This is a genomic window from Massilia sp. P1_C10 (genome assembly GCF_056406475.1).
Map to the genome: position 1 here is coordinate 287101 of NZ_JBFUAC010000001.1, position 15926 is coordinate 303026.

The window sequence follows — 15926 nt, forward strand, 5'->3', positions numbered from 1 at the left end:
AAAGGCCTTCCCGTGGTTCCCTATCGTTCTATCCTCATCGTCGGCGGCGGCACCGCCGGCTGGATGGCTGCCGCCTACTTGCAGCGTATCCTGGGCAACAATCCGGACGCGCCGGTGGCGATCCGGCTGGTCGAGTCGGCCGACATCGGCACCATCGGGGTCGGCGAGGCGACCGTGCCGACCTTGCGCAACATGATGCGCGTGCTCGATATCCCGGAAACCATGCTGTTCAGCGACGCCGATGCCACCTTGAAAAATGGCATCCGCTTCGTCGGCTGGCGCCACGGCGGTGATGCGGTATCGGACAGCTACGACCACCCGTTCGATCCGCCGCAGGTGATGGAGGGATACTCGACTATCGCGCATTGGCTGAACCTGAAGCAGCGCGGCATGACGGACCGGCCGTATGCCGAGGCCGGCACGGTACAGACCGCGCTGTTCGACAAGGACCTGTCGCCGAAACTGATGAATTCGCCACCGTTCGAGGCGCCGGTCAGCTACGCCTACCATCTCGACGCGGTCAAGCTGGCGGGCGTACTGATGCGCGTGGCCACGCAACGCGGCGTGCAGCACACCATTGGCAAAGTTGAGAAAGTCGATGTGAACGAGCAGGGCATCGAGGCGGTTCACCTGGAGGACGGTCAGCGCCTGGCCGCCGACTTGTTCGTCGATTGCACCGGGTTCGCCTCCATTCTGAACGGCAAGGCCTTGGGCGTGCCTTGGGTGTCGTACAGCGATACCTTGTTGTGCGACCGCGCCGTCGCCTGTCCGGTCGCGCATTCCGATCCGAATGCGCCGCTGCGCAGCTACACCAGGGCCACCGCGCAGGACTCGGGCTGGACTTGGGAGATCGACCTGCAATCGCGGCGCGGCACCGGCTACGTCTATTCCTCGGCCCATTGTTCCGACGCCGAGGCGCTCGCCACGCTCAGGCGCCTGCATGGCGATGCCGTGCCGCTGGCCGAACCGCGTTTCCTGAAAATGCGCATCGGCCACCAGGCCCGCATGTGGGAGAAGAATTGCCTGTCGCTCGGCCTGGCCAGCGGCTTCATCGAGCCGCTCGAGTCGACCGGCATCTACCTGGTCGAACACGCGCTTCAACTGTTCATCGATTTTCTTCCGGCGCGCGCGGGGGCGACCCATGGACAGGCCAAGTACAACGAATTGATGAGCGACCTGTACGACGAGCTGCACGACTTCATCCTGCTGCACTACGTGATTTCGATGCGTTCGGATACGCCCTTCTGGCGCGCCTACACCCAGCAGGTGAAGATTCCGGCGCGCTTGCAGGCCTTGCTCGACCTGTGGGACGAGAAGCTGCCGCACGCCACGGATTTGCAGCGCAAGATGTCGCTGTTTGGCGCCGCCAACTACTTCTTCATCCTGGCGGGCATGAACCGGCTGCCTGCGCATGGGATCGGCCAATCGTATTACATCGACCCCAAGCTCAGCCGCGGCGTGCTCGATTACGTCGCCACGGTACGCGGCATGGCGGCGCAACAGTCGCCGACCATGCGCGATTACGCGCGCAAAGTGAGCGCCGCGGTGCGTAACGCGCCGCGCAGCTGACTGCGCCGCCACGGAGGGCGGCGATCGCTGCGCCTTCGAAACCGCGATCGGTCAAACAATGGGGGATGCCGGGTGGATCTGCCCCGATGTCCGTCACTTGCAGCGGCCCCGCACCCCGGTCGCCAAGCCGTCATCGCCACGCCCGAAAATCTGCTGGTAGGTCTCCCCGGTCGCTGGTACCGCCAGCACGGGACGCCTGCTTTTCCAGCTTATGCCGCAACGCCACCTGTGCCACGAAGGCCGGCCAGCAGCTGCTGCGCCAGGGTCGCGCGGCCAGTTCCGGCGCGATGATCCTTGCCGCGTGGATCCGCTCGCCGGAGCTTGACCGCACCGGCAGCGCCAGCGTGTCGACCGCGCCGTGCCCGGCCAGCCGCGGCGCCGCCGACGCTGCGCCCTCACCGGGATGCCGGCAACGAAGTGGCGATAGGCGCCGGCGGACGCTGCTGTAGATCAGGGACGCGCTTGTGCGGAGCGGGATGATGCCGCACAGTTCCCGAGCGCATCCCTGTTGAGTAAATGCATGAGTTGCTGGCGGGAATCGCGCTATGGTCGTCCGGTGCACGTCAATGGTGGCGGGCCATTCTTGAAAACGGGCGGACCATGAAGAAACAAATCTTAAAAATTTCGGCGATGCAGCCGGCCAAGGTGGTCGCCATGATTTACCTGGTCACCGCGCTGCCGGTGTGCGGGGTGTTCATGCTGCTCGCCTCGCTCGGCATCGGCGGGATCCCGATGAGCCTGGTAATCGGGATCCCGATCGGGTATGCGGTGGGCGGATACATCGGCACACTGATCGCGGCGTGGGTGTACAACCTGGTCGCGTCGAAGGTGGGCGGCCTCGAGTTCACAACATCCGAGGTCGCGGCCTGACACAAAATGGGGTCAGGTCCCCGGGACCAGACCCCAGCTGCGTCTACTGCTTCAGCGTCTTTTCGAACAGCTGATAGATCCGGCGGTACTCGTCATACCAGCTCTCCGGCTGCACGAAGCTGTGCCGCTCGAGCGGATAGCTGGCCAGCTCCCAGTGGTCCTTCTTCAGTTCGATCAGGCGCTGCGCGATGCGCACCGAGTCCTGGTAGAACACGTTGTCGTCGACCATGCCGTGTGCGATCAGCAGGCTGCCGCGCAGCTTGTCCGCGTACTCGATCGGCGACGACTTGCGGTACGCCTCGGGATCGAGATCCGGCGTATTCAGAATGTTGGCCGTGTAGTCGTGGTTGTAGGTGGTCCAGTCCGACACGGGCCGCAACGCCGCGCCCGACTTGAACACGTCCGGCGCGCGCATCAGCGCCATGAAAGTCATGAAGCCGCCATAGCTGCCGCCGTAGATGCCGACGTTCTTGACGTCGCCCTGCAGGTTGGCGGCCATCCAGTTCACGCCGTCGACATAGTCTTCCAGCTCCGGATAGCCCATCTGGCGATAGATCGCGGTGCGCCAGTCGCGCCCGTAGCCGCTGGACGCGCGGTAGTCCATGTCCATCACGATGTAGCCCTTCTCGACCAGCAGGTTGTGGAACATCTGCTCGCGGAAGTAGTTCGGATAGCGCTTGCTGACGTTCTGCAGGTAGCCGGCGCCGTGCACGAACATCACGATCGGATACTTCTTGCCCGGCTCCAGCTGCGCCGGGCGATACACCTTCGCCCACACCGGCGCCGCGCCGTGCGTCGACGGCACCGCCACGAACTGCGGCGCGATCCATTCGCGCGCCTTGAAGTCGGCGCTGCGGGTGTCGGTCAGCGGAATCGCCGCGCCGCCGTGCAGCGGCACGCTGGCCAGCTGCGCCGGCATGTAGCTCGACGAGTAGTGCACCAGCAGCTTGCCCTGGTCCGGCGACAACGCAAAGCGCTCGACGCCGCCGCCCAGCGAGGTCACTTCGCGGATCGCGCCGTCCCTGGCCGACACCGCGCACACCTCGTACTCGCCTGGCGTTTTGCGGTTGCACAGCATGTACGCGATGGCGCCGTCGGACGTCCAGTTGATCGCCGTCGCTTCCCATTTGCCCTGGGTGAGCGCGCGCACCTGGCCGCCGGCCGCGCGCGTGTACAGGTGGGCGTAGCCGCTTTCCTCGGACTGGTACCACAGCGTGCTGTTGTCGGGCAGCCAGCCGAAGTCGTTGTTGCCGTTGTTGATCCAGGCGACGTCGGAGGAACGGTGCACCGGCTTGAGCGCCGCGCCGGCCAGGTCGACGGTGGCGATCCAGCGGTCCTTGTTGTCGATCGAGCGCACGATCACGGCGGCCTGCGCGCCGTTCGCGCTCCACGCGAGGGCGGCGCCGTCGTCGTCGATGCGCACGCCGCGGTTGCCCTTGAGCGGATCGAGCTTGCGCGCCGCGCGCATCGCGGCCAGCGGATCGGTGGCGATGCCCGGCAGCGTGTCGTACGCCAGGTCGACGATCTTGCGCGTCGCCAGGTCGATCAGCTTGAGCGTGTGCGGCGCCGGCATGTTGCGGCCGACGCGGGTGCGCTGGTCGTCGAATTCCTCGTAACCCGATTCGGTCACATAGCGCGGCATCTTGCCAATGCGGCCCTTTTCGGTCACTTTCGGCGCCGTCACAACCAGCAACCAGCGGCCGTCCGGCGACAGTGCGCTGCCGTCGATGACGACCTTGTCGCCCAGGTAGATCGGAGCGGGCGCGCGGGTCGGGTCGGCGCGGCGTTCCTGCTCGGCGCGTTCGCGCCCGGCATCGCGCTCGTCCTTCAGGCGCTTGAGCGTGGCGATCAGGCGCAGCTGGTCCTCGCGCATCGCGTCATCGTCCGGCGCGGCGGCGGGATCCTTGGTCGCGCGCACCATCGCCAGCGGCGAGACGATGCGGTCGGCGCGGCTCCAGCTGAGCCACTCGTGGCCGACGCGGAACTGCACGCTGCGGCCATCGGCGGAATACTGCGGCGCGGCCAGACCGTTGCTGCCGCGGGTGATCTGGGTCAGCGCGCCGGTCTTCAGGTCGCGCTCGAACAGGTCGCCGTTGCGCAGCAGGACGCTGCGGGTGCGCTCGCGGTTGTAGACCACGGCGGCGCTGTCGAGGTTCGCAAGTTCGGCGTCGCCCACCAGTCGCGCCTTGGCGCCGGTCGCTTCGAAGGTGTCGCGCAGCGGCGAGCCGGCGCGCTTCTGCTTGTAGAACACGTGCTTGCCGTCCCAGCTCCACCACGCGGCTTCGACCGGCGTGCCGATCCAGTCGGGATTGGCCATGGCCTGGTCGAGGGTGATCGGGGGGGCGGCGGATACGGAACAGGTCCACAAAGCGGCAAGCAGGGGCAGTGCGAATAGGCGCATGGTTGGTCGGAAAATGGTTAAAAGAAATTTTAGCTAGCGGCGGGCACATTCTAGCGGATGCGGGCGCGCGCGGCGAGCTCAGAATGGCCAACGGTTTGATTCTCCATTTCATTGCTTCAGAAAATCGCATTCATTTCTATTGTGTCGGAATAATTTACACCTGCCGCTGATTAATTATTTGCCTAATGAAAAGTGAGAGATTTTTCAAAGGCTTAGCGCGGGTGGAACGATTGATGCGTATTTGTATGCGAGCTGCATAGAAATGAATTCGCAGAAACTCGGTTTCTTTCGATCAACCGGTTTCGGCTGCGACTCAATAGCCGATTCGATAATTTGCATTTCAGTAAAGGGCGATGCCAGACTTTTAATTCCTCTTGGGTTTTCGATACAAAGCAATGGTACCGGGATGTTCTTTTAAAAAAATATATCGATAATATTCTAAATACGGAGAAATATCGTGAAAAAACTAGATTGGAAAGTCTTGAAATTTGCTGTCGTTGCGACAAGTATTTTGGCCGCATCCTCAAGCCAGGCCTCACTGATTCCCGGGGGAGTGATCGACCTGCAGGGAACGGGACTCGGCCGTGTGGCAACCATCCTCACGGTGCATGACAACGACGGCACCGAGACCGGCACGGTGGGCTGGAATGGAAGCGCTAACTTTGCAACCGGAAACGTCGTCGGCCCGAACGTCCAGACCAAAACGCAACTGTTCGGCGATATCGGCATCACCAGCGCGGCGGCGATCCGGATCATCTTCAACGCTGCCGAGCCTAGTGGAGGATCGGTGAGTCTGGACAGGTTGGTGATGACCATCTATGCGCCCGACGGCACCGCGCTGTTCAATTCAGGTGCATTTGCGCCCGTCTTTTTTCCAAATACCCAGCCTGGCACTGGAAATTCGGGTTTCGAGTTCATGCTCGACGCCGCTCAGATCATTTTGGCGGATCCTTCGGTCTCGGCGCTAAATCGCATCGGCCTTTCTGCCGATGTGTCGCAGGCCGACGGCGGGCTTGAAACCTTCTTCATTCTCAGGGGCGAGGGCGCGCCACCTTGCAATCCTCAACTGGAAAGCTGCGGGCCTCAGGAGGTTCCGGAACCTGGCACGCTGGCCATGCTGGGAATCGGACTTGTCGCGGCCGGGGCGCTGAGCCGCCGCCGCAAAGCGTAAATCTCCTTGCCTGCGACACCGGTGCAAAAAAAGGGGGCGGAATTGATTCCGCCCCCTTGCTCGATTCACGCCGGGATTAGTTCGAAACCTGGACCGACTGGGACGACGTGTTGCCGGCCGCGTCGCGCGCGGTCGCTGTAATCGTATGGCTGCCTTTGCCCGCCTTGCGCGTGTTCCAGTTATACGAGATCGAACTGTTGCCGGTCGCGGCCAGCGCGCCGTCGATATACAGGCTCACGTTCGAGACCGCCACGTTGTCGCTGGCGCTGGCCGACACACTCACATTGCCGTTGACGACCGAGCCCGACTTCGGATTGCCGATCGATACCACCGGCGGCGTGACATCCGCGCTGGCAGCGGTATTGGCGACATTTACGTTGACCGTGCTCGAGGCGGAGTTGCCGGCCGCATCATAGGCCTTTGCGACCAGCGACGTGGCGCCGTCAGGACGTGTGGTGGTGTCCCAGCTGAAGCTGTACGGGGCCGCGATGTCGCTGGCGATCAGCGCGCCGCCGGCGTACAGTTCGACGCGGTTGACCCCGACGTTGTCGGCAGCCGAAACATCGACCGTGACGATGCCCTTGACCGTGCCGCCAGGCGACGCCAGGTTCACCGTCGGCGCCTGGGTATCGCTGGTCGCTGCGGACTTGGCGGCGGCCACGGCACGGGCCGCATTGATGCGTCCGTAGCCGAAGTAATCGTCGCGTCCCGGCGTGCCGAGGTCGTCCGCGGTCGAGGTCAGGATGCTGTCGACCTGCGACGGCTGCAGCGCCGGGTTGGCCGACAGCATCAGCGCCACGACGCCGGCCGTCAGCGGACTGGAGAAGGAGGTCCCGCTGTAGGCGCCGTAGGTGCCGCCGACGGCCGTGGTCATGATGCCGACGCCGGGCGCGGCGACATCGACGATCGGGCCGTATGCGGACCAGCTGGCGCGCTGATCGGCCGAGTCGGTGCCGGCCACGGTCAGGATGGTCGAGGTGTTCGGGCTGGCGTCGTAGGCGCCGGTGTTGCCGGCCGATGCGACGACCACGCCGCCCTTGTTGCGCATGTACTGCGCGGCAGTCTGCACGGTCGACACGTTCGAGATGATGTAGCTGATGTTGGCCACGCGCGCGCCGTGGTCGGCCGCATACGTGAGCGCGTTGGCGACAATGCTGTAGTAAGTGAGGTTGCCGGCCGGGTCGCTGATGCGCATTGGCATGATCTTGGCATTGAAGGCGCTGCCCACGACGCCGACGCCATTGTTACCGATTGCCGCGGCCACGCCCGCGACCTTGGTGCCGTGGCCATTGACGTCGCTGGTATTGCTGGTGTTGTCATAGAAGTTCCAGCCCGGCACGATATGCGCGGCCAGGTCGGGGTGGGTCGACTCGACGCCGCCGTCGAGCACGGCGATGGTGATGCCGCCGCCCGTGGCAATGTCCCACGCCGCCGGCGCCTGGATCGTTGCCAGGTGCCATTCGCTGCCGTATTGCGGGTCGGTCGGCGTCATCTGCATCGCCACCGCACCGTCGAGTTCGGCAAACTTTACACTCGGATGGCGCGCCAGCGCCTGGGCCAGGGCCTTTTCCCGTCCCGGCGGCAAGTCCACCACGAACACGTTCAGGCCGTTCAGCTTGCGGGCGCCGTGGGCGCCATGGGTCTTGATGATCTTGTCGAATTCGGCCGCGGGCAGGCCGGCGCGTGGTGCCACGAGGATGCGCCCGCTGGCGTACTGTGCCGGATCGGCTGGCGCCGCTTGGGCTGCGCCGGCGAGCAGCAGCGCGCCGGCGGCGAACGCCACGGGCGTCAATGCGAACAGAGGGAAGCGAAGGGACGAGGCTGAGTGGCGCATGAATTTTCCTGATTTCAATTAATTGCAGAAAACAGGACGCCGATACGTCAACTGCCATGGGCAGTTAACCCGCCGCGATGAACGCGGGGTTTCTCTGGCAGTCCTGCCGTCGTGGGGCACTGCGGCCCGTTAGACCGATGACATTGCGTCGCCCGCTTTCGCGGGGTTTGCCGTTTTTCAGATGCAAGTAAATACTACTTGGAAAAATTCCGGTGTTCAATTGGATTCATCCAATTGTGGATATTTCTGTTCAACTAAATTGTAAGAAATTTGATATTGAATAAGATTGCTGGCGATCAGATTGATTAAATATCAAATCAATTTCCAATAGGAATAATTAAGGAAAATTCACCATTTCCAAATATTAAAAGACTCGGTATTTATTGAAATATTTATTGAATATCAAATCGATTGCCATTTTTAGCAACATTGGTGGGCGGGAAACCGCAGGGCGCTCGGGCGCAAGCGGGCGCAAGGCGAAACGGCCGCATTGCGCGGCCGTTTGGTGCCGCGGACGGCGCCCCGGGGAAGGGCGCCAGGAAGGATCAGGCGGCCTTGTTCTTGGCCGAACGCGGACGCGGACGGAACATGATCAGGCGGGTAACGACGGCGACGGCGGCCAAAGCCACAGGAACGTATTCGAGGATTTCCATGATTAATCCCTCGCGGCGATGGCGCGCAGCTCGGCCGACAGGCTCGGCGAGAAGCGGTCGTAGTCCTTGGCCAGCGCGAACAGCTGGCGGCGTCCCTGGGCTTTGGCGCGGGCGTCCGACGCTTCGGCGGCGCGCACTTCATGCGCAACGAACTGGCGGCCCTGGGCGGCGAACAGGGCTTCGGCGAAGGCGCGCGCGGCGTAGCCGACGTCGCTCAGGTATTGGCGCAGCGGGCTGGCGGCAGGCGCTTGAGAAAAAATGGCGGTGGTCATGGCGTTTCCTTAGGCTGTAGTGCGATTGTTGCGTTGCAGTATAAATGCCGTACGGCCATAAATGAACTTTCGATTTCTGATAGCAGCTATAACCTATATGAATGTTGTCGGCAAAAATAGTCATGAAAACACATTTCTGCAGATGCGGATGCAAATGAGATTGATTCCCATTTACAGACGATTAAATCTTCGTTATGATGCTTACCGACTCGGCGCATTTGCCGGCGCCGCATCGAGGCGCAACCACTACTAATAAACGAGGAATCTGTTTTGAACCATTCGCCAGCATCCATCCGCGACACCGACGACGCCCTGCGCGCCATGAAGAAAACCACCCTGGCGATGAGCATTTCCGGCGCGGTGCTGATGATGCCGTTCGCGGCCGGCGCGCAGGTCGTCTCCGGCCCGAACGGCGCGCAGGTCAAGGACCTGGGCGAAGTGACGGTGTGGGGCAAGAAGATCGAGTCCAACCCGAACGCCGAAGAGGGCGTGGCGTACAAGGCGAAGAAGTCGGGCGATGCGCGCCACACGCGTCCGCTGGCCGAGACTCCGCAAACGATCGCGGTGGTCACCAAGGCGGCGATCGACGATTCCGGCATGACCGACCTGAAACAGGTGCTGGGCGCCCAGCCGGGCATCACCCTAGGCACCGGCGAGAACGGCAACGCGTTCGGCGACCGCTACATCATCCGCGGCCAGGAAGCGCGCAGCGACGTGTTCGTCGACGGCCTGCGCGACCCGGGCATGAGCACCCGCGAGAGCTTCGCGATCGAGCAGCTGGAAATCTCGAAGGGCCCGAACTCGAGCTTCGCCGGCCGGGGCACCGCCGGCGGCGCGATCAACGCGATCACCAAGCAGGCCACGCTGGACAAGGATTTCACGCGCGTCTCGGCGGCCGTCGGCAGCGACAGCCACAAGCGCGTCAGCACCGACATCAACAAGGGCTTCGGCGACCACTTCGCGCTGCGCGCCAATGCGCTGTACGGCGACGAAGGCGTGCCTGACCGCGCCCCGTCGGACCGCGGCCGCAAGGGTCTGGCGGTATCGGGCCTGTGGGAACGCGACCGCGACCTGTCGGTCACCCTTGACTACTACGGCCTGCGCACCAAGGACCACATGCCCGACCTGGGCGGCTACCTGGTCGGCACCGTGCCGAACCGCGTGCCGGCCACCAACGTGCCGGTGTACGCCCAGACCAACGACTTCCTCAAGTCCGAAGTCGACACCGTCACCGCGCGCATCAACTGGAAGCTGGCGCCTGCGTTGACCCTGACCAGCCTGACCCGCTACGGCAAATCGGAAAACAGCTACAACACGACTGGCGCCAACAGCGCGACCCGTTTCAACGGCGCGACCGGCGAGCAGTACACCACCGTTTCGCTCGACAACGGCCATAGCGGCTGGCAGGACATCGACTACTTCGCCCACCAGAGCAACCTGCGCTGGGATACGCTGCTGGGCGGCTTGAAGCACGAATTCATCATTGGCGCCGAATACACCGACCACCAGGTCGTCTCGGGCAACTACGCGTTCACCAACACCACGCCGTACAACTGCAAGACCACTGCCGGCATCGGCGCCAACAACGGCTTCTGCTTCACCGACAGCAAGGGCAATCCGGCCACCAGCAACCTGACCAGCTTCGCCGGCCGCAGCTCGACCCGCCTGGGCCAGAACCAGGACTGGCGCGTCAAGACCATCGCCCTGACCGCGATGGACACGGTCGACATTACCGACAAGTTCACCGCGTTCGGCGGCGTTCGCGTCGACCACTTCGACCTCGACCTGGTCCGCTACAACAACCTGACCAACGTCATGGTCGGCGACTACGGCTACAAGGACACGCTGGTCAACGGCCATCTCGGCCTGAGCTACAAGGTCGCGCCGAAGGGCATCGTCTACGGCAGCGTGGCCAGCGCCCAGGACATCAACGGCGGCGAGGCCGATGCGGGCACCGCCAGCGGCTACGGCGGCGCGGTTCTGTACCAGGGCCAGATCGCAGGCGCCAAGCCGGAGACCTCGATCAACCTCGAGCTGGGCACCAAGTGGAACCTGTTTAACGACAAGCTGCTGGCCACCGGCGCGCTGTTCCAGACCACCAAGAAAGATGTGATGGAAGGCGCCAACTACGACACCGTCGGCACCTTCAACACCGGCAAGAACCGCGTGCGCGGCGCCGAGTTCAGCCTGACCGGCGACATCACCGACAAGCTGACGGCGCAGATGGGCGTGTCGTTCATGAAGTCGAAGGTACTCGGCTCGGCCGTCGCCGCCAACATCGGCAACCCGCTCAGCAACTTCGCCGAGCGCACTGCATCGGCGCAGCTGAAGTACCAGCTGACCAACGCCTTCTCGTTCGGCACCACGGTGCGTCACGAGAGCGATCGTTGCGGCGGCCAGCCCGACACTGGCGCGGTTGTCGCCAACGGCGTCTGCTCCCAGCCGGTGCCGTCGTTCACCGTGGCCGACGTGTTCGCCGCCTATCGCTTCAACAAGAAGTTGGATGTGCGCCTGAACGTGCTCAACGTCGGCAACAAGGACTACTACACCGCGGTGTACCGTTCCGGCGCCTTCCTGTACAAGGGCGATGCGCGCGCAGTGCGCTTGACCCTGAACTACGAAATCTGATCGGGCGGGGCGGAGGCCGGTACAATCCGGTTATCCCGCCATCCTGAACTGATATGACATCCACTCCCGCGCAGGCGCCACTCGGCACGATACCCCCGGAGATTCACTGCGCCGGGGACTACGAGCTGCTGGCGCCGCGCTTCATGGCGACGCCCAGCCACGAGTACGTCGCGGGCGGCTGCGGGCGCGACGTCACGGTGGCCGCCAACACGGCGGCGTTTGCGCAATGGGCGATCTATCCGCGCCTGCTGCGCGACGTGACCGCGGGCCACACCCGTTCGAGCATCGCCGGCATTCCCTTCGAGCATCCGGTCATGCTGGCGCCGGTCGCCTTCCAGAAGCTGGCGCACCCCCAGGGCGAAATCGACACTGCGCGCGCCGCGCAGGCGACGGACACCTGCATGGTTGTCAGCACCTTGTCGTCGACCGCGCTGGAAGACATCGCGGGGCCGCGGCGCTGGTTCCAGCTCTATTTTCAGCCGCGGCGCGACGACACGCTGTCCCTGGTCGCGCGCGCCGAAGCGGCCGGCTACCAGGCGATCGTCGTCACGCTCGACGCCACCATCCAGACCGCCAGCGCGCGTGCGCTGCGCGCCGGTTTCCGCATGCCAGAGCAGTGCGTCGCCGCTAACGTGCGCGGGCAGTGGGCCCCGGCGCCCATCGAACTCGGTGAGCGCGACAGCCGCATCTTCCAAGGTGCGATGCGCGACGCGCCGACCTGGGACGACCTTGCGTGGCTGATTACCCAAACGTCGCTGCCGGTGTGGGTGAAGGGCGTGCTGCATCCGGACGATGCGGTCGCGCTGCGCGACATGGGCGTCGCCGGCATCGTGGTGTCGAATCACGGCGGCCGCAGCCTCGATGGCGCGCCTGCCAGCCTGGATGCGCTGCCGGCAATCCGCGGCGCGCTGGGCGACGGCTTCCCGCTGCTGTTCGACGGCGGCATCCGTTCGGGCAGCGACGTGTTCAAGGCGCTGGCGCTGGGCGCCGACGCGGTGATGATCGGGCGGCTGCAGCTGTACGCGCTGGCCGTGGCGGGCGCGCTGGGCGTGGCCCACATGATCAAGCTGCTGCGCGAAGAGCTTGAGGTCTGCATGGCGCTGGCCGGCTGCGCGACGCTCGACCAGATCGGCCCGGACAATCTAATGAGGCGACCATGCTGACCACCATCGAACAACTGCTGGACAAGGACGAAGTGCGGCAGTTCCGCGGCTACCTGGAGCAGGCCGAGTGGCAGGACGGGGCCGGCACAGGCGGCACGCTGGCGCGCCAGGTCAAGCGCAACCGCCAGCTGGACGACGCAGCGGAAGTGGCAATCAGCCTGGGCAACCACATCCTGCGCGCGCTGGGCCGCAATCCGCTGTTCATTTCGGCGGCGCTGCCGCGCAAGATCTACCCTCCGAAGTTCAACCGCTACGAAGGCGGCGAGACCTACGGCACGCATGTCGACAGCGCGGTGATGCAGATGCCGGGCAGTCACCTGAGCCTGCGCACCGACCTGGCCGCGACACTGTTCCTGTCGGAGCCGGACGAATACGACGGCGGCGAGCTGCAGATCGAAACCGAGTTCGGCGCCCAGGCAATCAAGCTGGCGGCGGGCGACATGGTGCTTTATCCGGCGTCCAGCCTGCACCGGGTCACGCCGGTCACGCGCGGCGCCCGCGTCGCATCGTTCTTCTGGATCGAAAGCCTGGTGGGCGATGACGGCGAGCGCGCCTTGCTGTTCGACCTCGACCAGGCAATCCAGCAACTGACCCCGGCGCTGCCAGGCGATGACGCGCGCCTGCTCAAGCTGACCAACGTGTACCATAACCTGCTGCGCCACTGGGCCGTCACCTGAACACCGATTTACAAGGACAACCATGAAACTCGCGAAATTATTCATCCCCCTGTTGCTGGCGCTGTCGGCCGGCGCGGCGTCCGCCCACGGCGATGTGAAATGCACGGACCGTCCGAAGGCGGAATGGAAGCCGCACACGGAGCTGGAGCAGAAATTAATCAAGGAAGGCTGGCAGATCCGCCGCATGGAGATGACCAAGACCTGCTACGAGGTGTACGCCAAGGACCCGCAGGGCAAGCGCATCGAAGCGTTCTTCAATCCGGTGACCCTGGAACGCGTTGAAGAAAAATAAGCTGCGCGTGTGGGACGCGCCGGTGCGGGTGATGCACTGGCTGTTGGTCCTGTCGATCGCCGGCGCCTGGTTCACCAGGGGGCAGACCGGCGCCGCGCACGAGTATGTCGGCTACGCCGCGGCGGCCATCGTCGCCGCGCGGCTGGCGTGGGGATTCGTCGGAAGAGGTTACGCGCGCTTCAGCCAGTTCGTGCGCCCGGTTGGCGCCACCGCCGGCTATCTGCGCTCCGTCATGGCGGGCGCCGCGCCGCGCTACCTTGGTCACAATCCGCTGGGAGGCTGGATGGTCGTCGCGCTGCTTGCCTGCGTCGGCGTGGTCGCGCTGACTGGCTGGGCTGCCACCACCGACCTGCTGTGGGGATATGCGTGGCCGGTGCTGCTACACACAGTTCTAGCGTGGACGCTGGTCGGTTTAATCGTATTGCACGTCGCCGGCGTGGTGTTCACCAGCTGGCAGCACCGCGAAAACCTGGTCGCCGCAATGATCACCGGCGACAAGGAAGCGTGACCCCATCTTCAATACGGATCCGGCGCCAGCACGCCTGAAGTCACGCCAACATTCCGATAGATGGGAAACGTCGACCAGTCCGACAGATTGATGGTCGTGTTCGAATCAGCCAGTTTCCGGATCTGCACCGCCGATGCGCCGATGGTCAGCGGCTTGCCGGCGCTGCACACCGTTGGCCCTTGCGTCACGTTGACGAAATACACCGCTGCGTCGCTTGCCGGGGCTGGCGTGTTGGTTACGCGCCGGCCGCTGAATTGCATGGTGCCCGGATCGCGGTGTACCAGCAGCGCCGCTTCGACGTCCAGTCCGATTCCCCTGGCGCTGTTGTTGGACAGTACGCCTCCCGTACACCCGAATACCTGCGAGCCGCTTCCCGGATAGCTGGCGACCAGCCGCGACACGAAGGTGATCAGCCGTCCCATGCGGTCCCGCGAATCGAGGTGCGAGTCCGTGATCGTGTTTGCCAACGCGGGCGGCGCAATGAAACCGCCGGATGTGCCGAGAGGATCGGGATCGAGCGTCACGTACTTGTTGTACGGGTTGCCCATGGCCTCCGCCGACGTGACCGTGCCGCGCAATGCGGCGTAGTCGAACTGCCCGAGCACCGCCAAGCCGGCGCTGGTGCCGCCGACCGGCACGTTCTTGCCCATCAGGGTGTTCAGCGTGGCTGCAAGCGTGCGGCCCTTCCAGTATTTGATGTAATCGGCCTGGTCGCCGCCGGCGATCCATACCGCGTTGGCCCGGCCCACTACCGTGTTGACGAACGGATCGTCTGCGGCGGCAGCATTCGGGATCACCAGCGTCTCGACCGATGTCAATCCCAGCGACGCTCCGCCGACCCAGCCGTCGGCGATGTCGCTGGAGTTGGTCGACGACGCGGCGTTGCTGTAGTAGATGTACGGATTGTAGGCGCCATCCCCGCTCGCGCGGATCACGACGAGGCGGCCGCCGGTGGCCGGGCCGACACCGGCCTGCTTGATCATCCACCGGAACGCCTCGTCGACGTCGGGACCTCCGCCCATCAGGACATACGAAGGGTGCGCTTGCGCTTGCTGGATGCTCGGGACAGTGGCGGGGTTGCCAACCGCGTAGTAGGTGTAGGGCGGCTTCGCACCGCCCGCTCCCTTGCCCGCGTCGGCGACGCCCATCACGGAAGTGAGTGCCAGCGCGAGCAGCACGCCGCGCCAGTTCTGTTTGGAAAATAGCGCAGTCACGATAGCTCCCGGTGATGGATGTGTCTGTACACCATAGACCGGAAAGGATCGCAGGGCAACCGCGACACGAACTTATCAGTCCGAGCGGCGCAATTTACTCGATCACTTCGAGCAGCCGGAAATGCAGAGTCACCAGCTCGAAGTCGTCATGCAGATGCAGGTGTGAAAGCGCTTTGATGTGAACATCTCGAAACTCTTCGGCGCTTGAGAAAGTCTCCCCGCGCCACACCTCTTCTGGAATATCGCCAAACCTGATGTTGTAGACCTTGGTCGCTTCGATGATGCAGCGTAATTTTCGCTGCAAGTCATAGACCTCGATGATGTCGCCCGGCGCGTAACTGCCGTCGCCGTATTCGCCATACGGCTTGTAGTAGTCCTCGACCGTGTCGGCGGTGACGGTCTTGCGCCCGTCGATCACACTTCTCGGCAAAGAATCGTCGTGCTCGTCCGCGCCCCAGAATGTCAGTCGTTTTCGTCTAAGCATGGCGTTCCATGGGATAGAAATAACAAAGCCCCATTTCCTGGGGCTCGGTCGTATGTTTTGGAGCGAACGACTGGTCGGGGTGAGAGGATTCGAACCTCCGGCCTCTGCGTCCCGAACGCAGCGCTCTACCAGGCTGAGCCACACCCCGACGGTAGAAGAATTACGCAGGCTTTTAGTGTAAAAAGCTTGA

General features: G+C 63.9%; 13 protein-coding genes, 1 tRNA gene and 1 riboswitch. Of the genes, 8 read left to right on the top strand and 6 right to left on the bottom strand.

The annotated features are described in order from the left end of the window. Positions 1 to 12: 12 nt before the first annotated feature. Complete coding sequence (locus AC1D02_RS01425; protein WP_477312958.1) at positions 13 to 1569, top strand: tryptophan halogenase family protein; 1557 nt, start codon at positions 13 to 15, stop codon at positions 1567 to 1569. A 600-nt stretch (positions 1570 to 2169) separates the two neighbouring features. Next, positions 2170 to 2439 (top strand): hypothetical protein, encoded by a 270-nt coding sequence (locus AC1D02_RS01430; protein WP_477312960.1) that lies wholly within the window; start codon positions 2170 to 2172, stop codon positions 2437 to 2439. A 43-nt stretch (positions 2440 to 2482) separates the two neighbouring features. Here AC1D02_RS01430 and AC1D02_RS01435 read toward each other — a convergent pair whose 3' ends face one another. After that, positions 2483 to 4840, bottom strand: coding sequence for a S9 family peptidase (locus tag AC1D02_RS01435; protein ID WP_477312962.1), 2358 nt, complete (start codon positions 4838 to 4840; stop codon positions 2483 to 2485). A gap of 457 nt (positions 4841 to 5297) precedes the next feature. Here AC1D02_RS01435 and AC1D02_RS01440 point away from each other — a divergent pair, with 457 nt between their 5' ends. Further along, positions 5298 to 6011, top strand: coding sequence for a PEP-CTERM sorting domain-containing protein (locus AC1D02_RS01440; protein ID WP_477312964.1), 714 nt, complete (start codon positions 5298 to 5300; stop codon positions 6009 to 6011). 76 nt (positions 6012 to 6087) lie between these two features. Here the strand turns inward: AC1D02_RS01440 and AC1D02_RS01445 are convergent, their stop codons facing one another. Together AC1D02_RS01445 and AC1D02_RS01450 are read right to left on the bottom strand one after the other, a co-directional pair. Then, positions 6088 to 7845: a S8 family serine peptidase gene (locus AC1D02_RS01445; RefSeq protein WP_477312966.1), complete on the bottom strand. Its 1758-nt coding sequence runs from the start codon at positions 7843 to 7845 to the stop codon at positions 6088 to 6090. A gap of 93 nt (positions 7846 to 7938) precedes the next feature. Further along, positions 7939 to 8027, bottom strand: a riboswitch (cyclic di-GMP riboswitch). A 473-nt stretch (positions 8028 to 8500) separates the two neighbouring features. Further along, positions 8501 to 8770, bottom strand: a complete 270-nt coding sequence (locus AC1D02_RS01450) for a hypothetical protein (protein WP_477312968.1) — start codon at positions 8768 to 8770, stop codon at positions 8501 to 8503. 270 nt (positions 8771 to 9040) lie between these two features. On the opposite strand from AC1D02_RS01450, the gene AC1D02_RS01455 reads away from it, so the two are divergent. The 5 genes from AC1D02_RS01455 to AC1D02_RS01475 are packed head-to-tail and all read left to right on the top strand — an operon-like array spanning position 9041 to position 14038. Further along, the gene (locus AC1D02_RS01455; RefSeq protein ID WP_477312970.1) at positions 9041 to 11398 is read left to right on the top strand and encodes a TonB-dependent receptor; all 2358 of its coding nucleotides are present in this window, start codon (positions 9041 to 9043) and stop codon (positions 11396 to 11398) included. 53 nt (positions 11399 to 11451) lie between these two features. Continuing rightward, positions 11452 to 12561: an alpha-hydroxy acid oxidase gene (locus AC1D02_RS01460; protein ID WP_477312971.1), complete on the top strand. Its 1110-nt coding sequence runs from the start codon at positions 11452 to 11454 to the stop codon at positions 12559 to 12561. After that, positions 12555 to 13238 carry a Fe2+-dependent dioxygenase gene (locus tag AC1D02_RS01465; protein WP_477312973.1) on the top strand — a complete coding sequence of 228 codons (684 nt, stop codon included), beginning with the start codon at positions 12555 to 12557 and terminating at the stop codon, positions 13236 to 13238. Before AC1D02_RS01460 ends, AC1D02_RS01465 begins: the two co-directional genes overlap by 7 nt. 22 nt (positions 13239 to 13260) lie before the next feature. Beyond that, positions 13261 to 13530 carry a PepSY domain-containing protein gene (locus AC1D02_RS01470; RefSeq protein WP_477312975.1) on the top strand — a complete coding sequence of 90 codons (270 nt, stop codon included), beginning with the start codon at positions 13261 to 13263 and terminating at the stop codon, positions 13528 to 13530. Next, a complete protein-coding gene (locus AC1D02_RS01475) occupies positions 13517 to 14038 on the top strand; it encodes a cytochrome b/b6 domain-containing protein (protein WP_477312977.1) in 522 nt (173 codons plus the stop codon). Before AC1D02_RS01470 ends, AC1D02_RS01475 begins: the two co-directional genes overlap by 14 nt. Before the next feature lie 8 nt (positions 14039 to 14046). Here the strand turns inward: AC1D02_RS01475 and AC1D02_RS01480 are convergent, their stop codons facing one another. The 3 genes from AC1D02_RS01480 to AC1D02_RS01490 form a co-directional block, all read right to left on the bottom strand. Continuing rightward, on the bottom strand, positions 14047 to 15252 hold the full coding sequence (locus AC1D02_RS01480) for a cyanophycinase (protein WP_477312979.1): 1206 nt from the start codon (positions 15250 to 15252) through the stop codon (positions 14047 to 14049). Positions 15253 to 15346: 94 nt separating this feature from the next. Further along, on the bottom strand, positions 15347 to 15736 hold the full coding sequence (locus tag AC1D02_RS01485) for an ASCH domain-containing protein (RefSeq protein ID WP_477312981.1): 390 nt from the start codon (positions 15734 to 15736) through the stop codon (positions 15347 to 15349). A gap of 71 nt (positions 15737 to 15807) precedes the next feature. Continuing rightward, a tRNA-Pro gene (locus AC1D02_RS01490) sits at positions 15808 to 15884 on the bottom strand. Between the last annotated feature and the right edge of the window lie 42 nt (positions 15885 to 15926).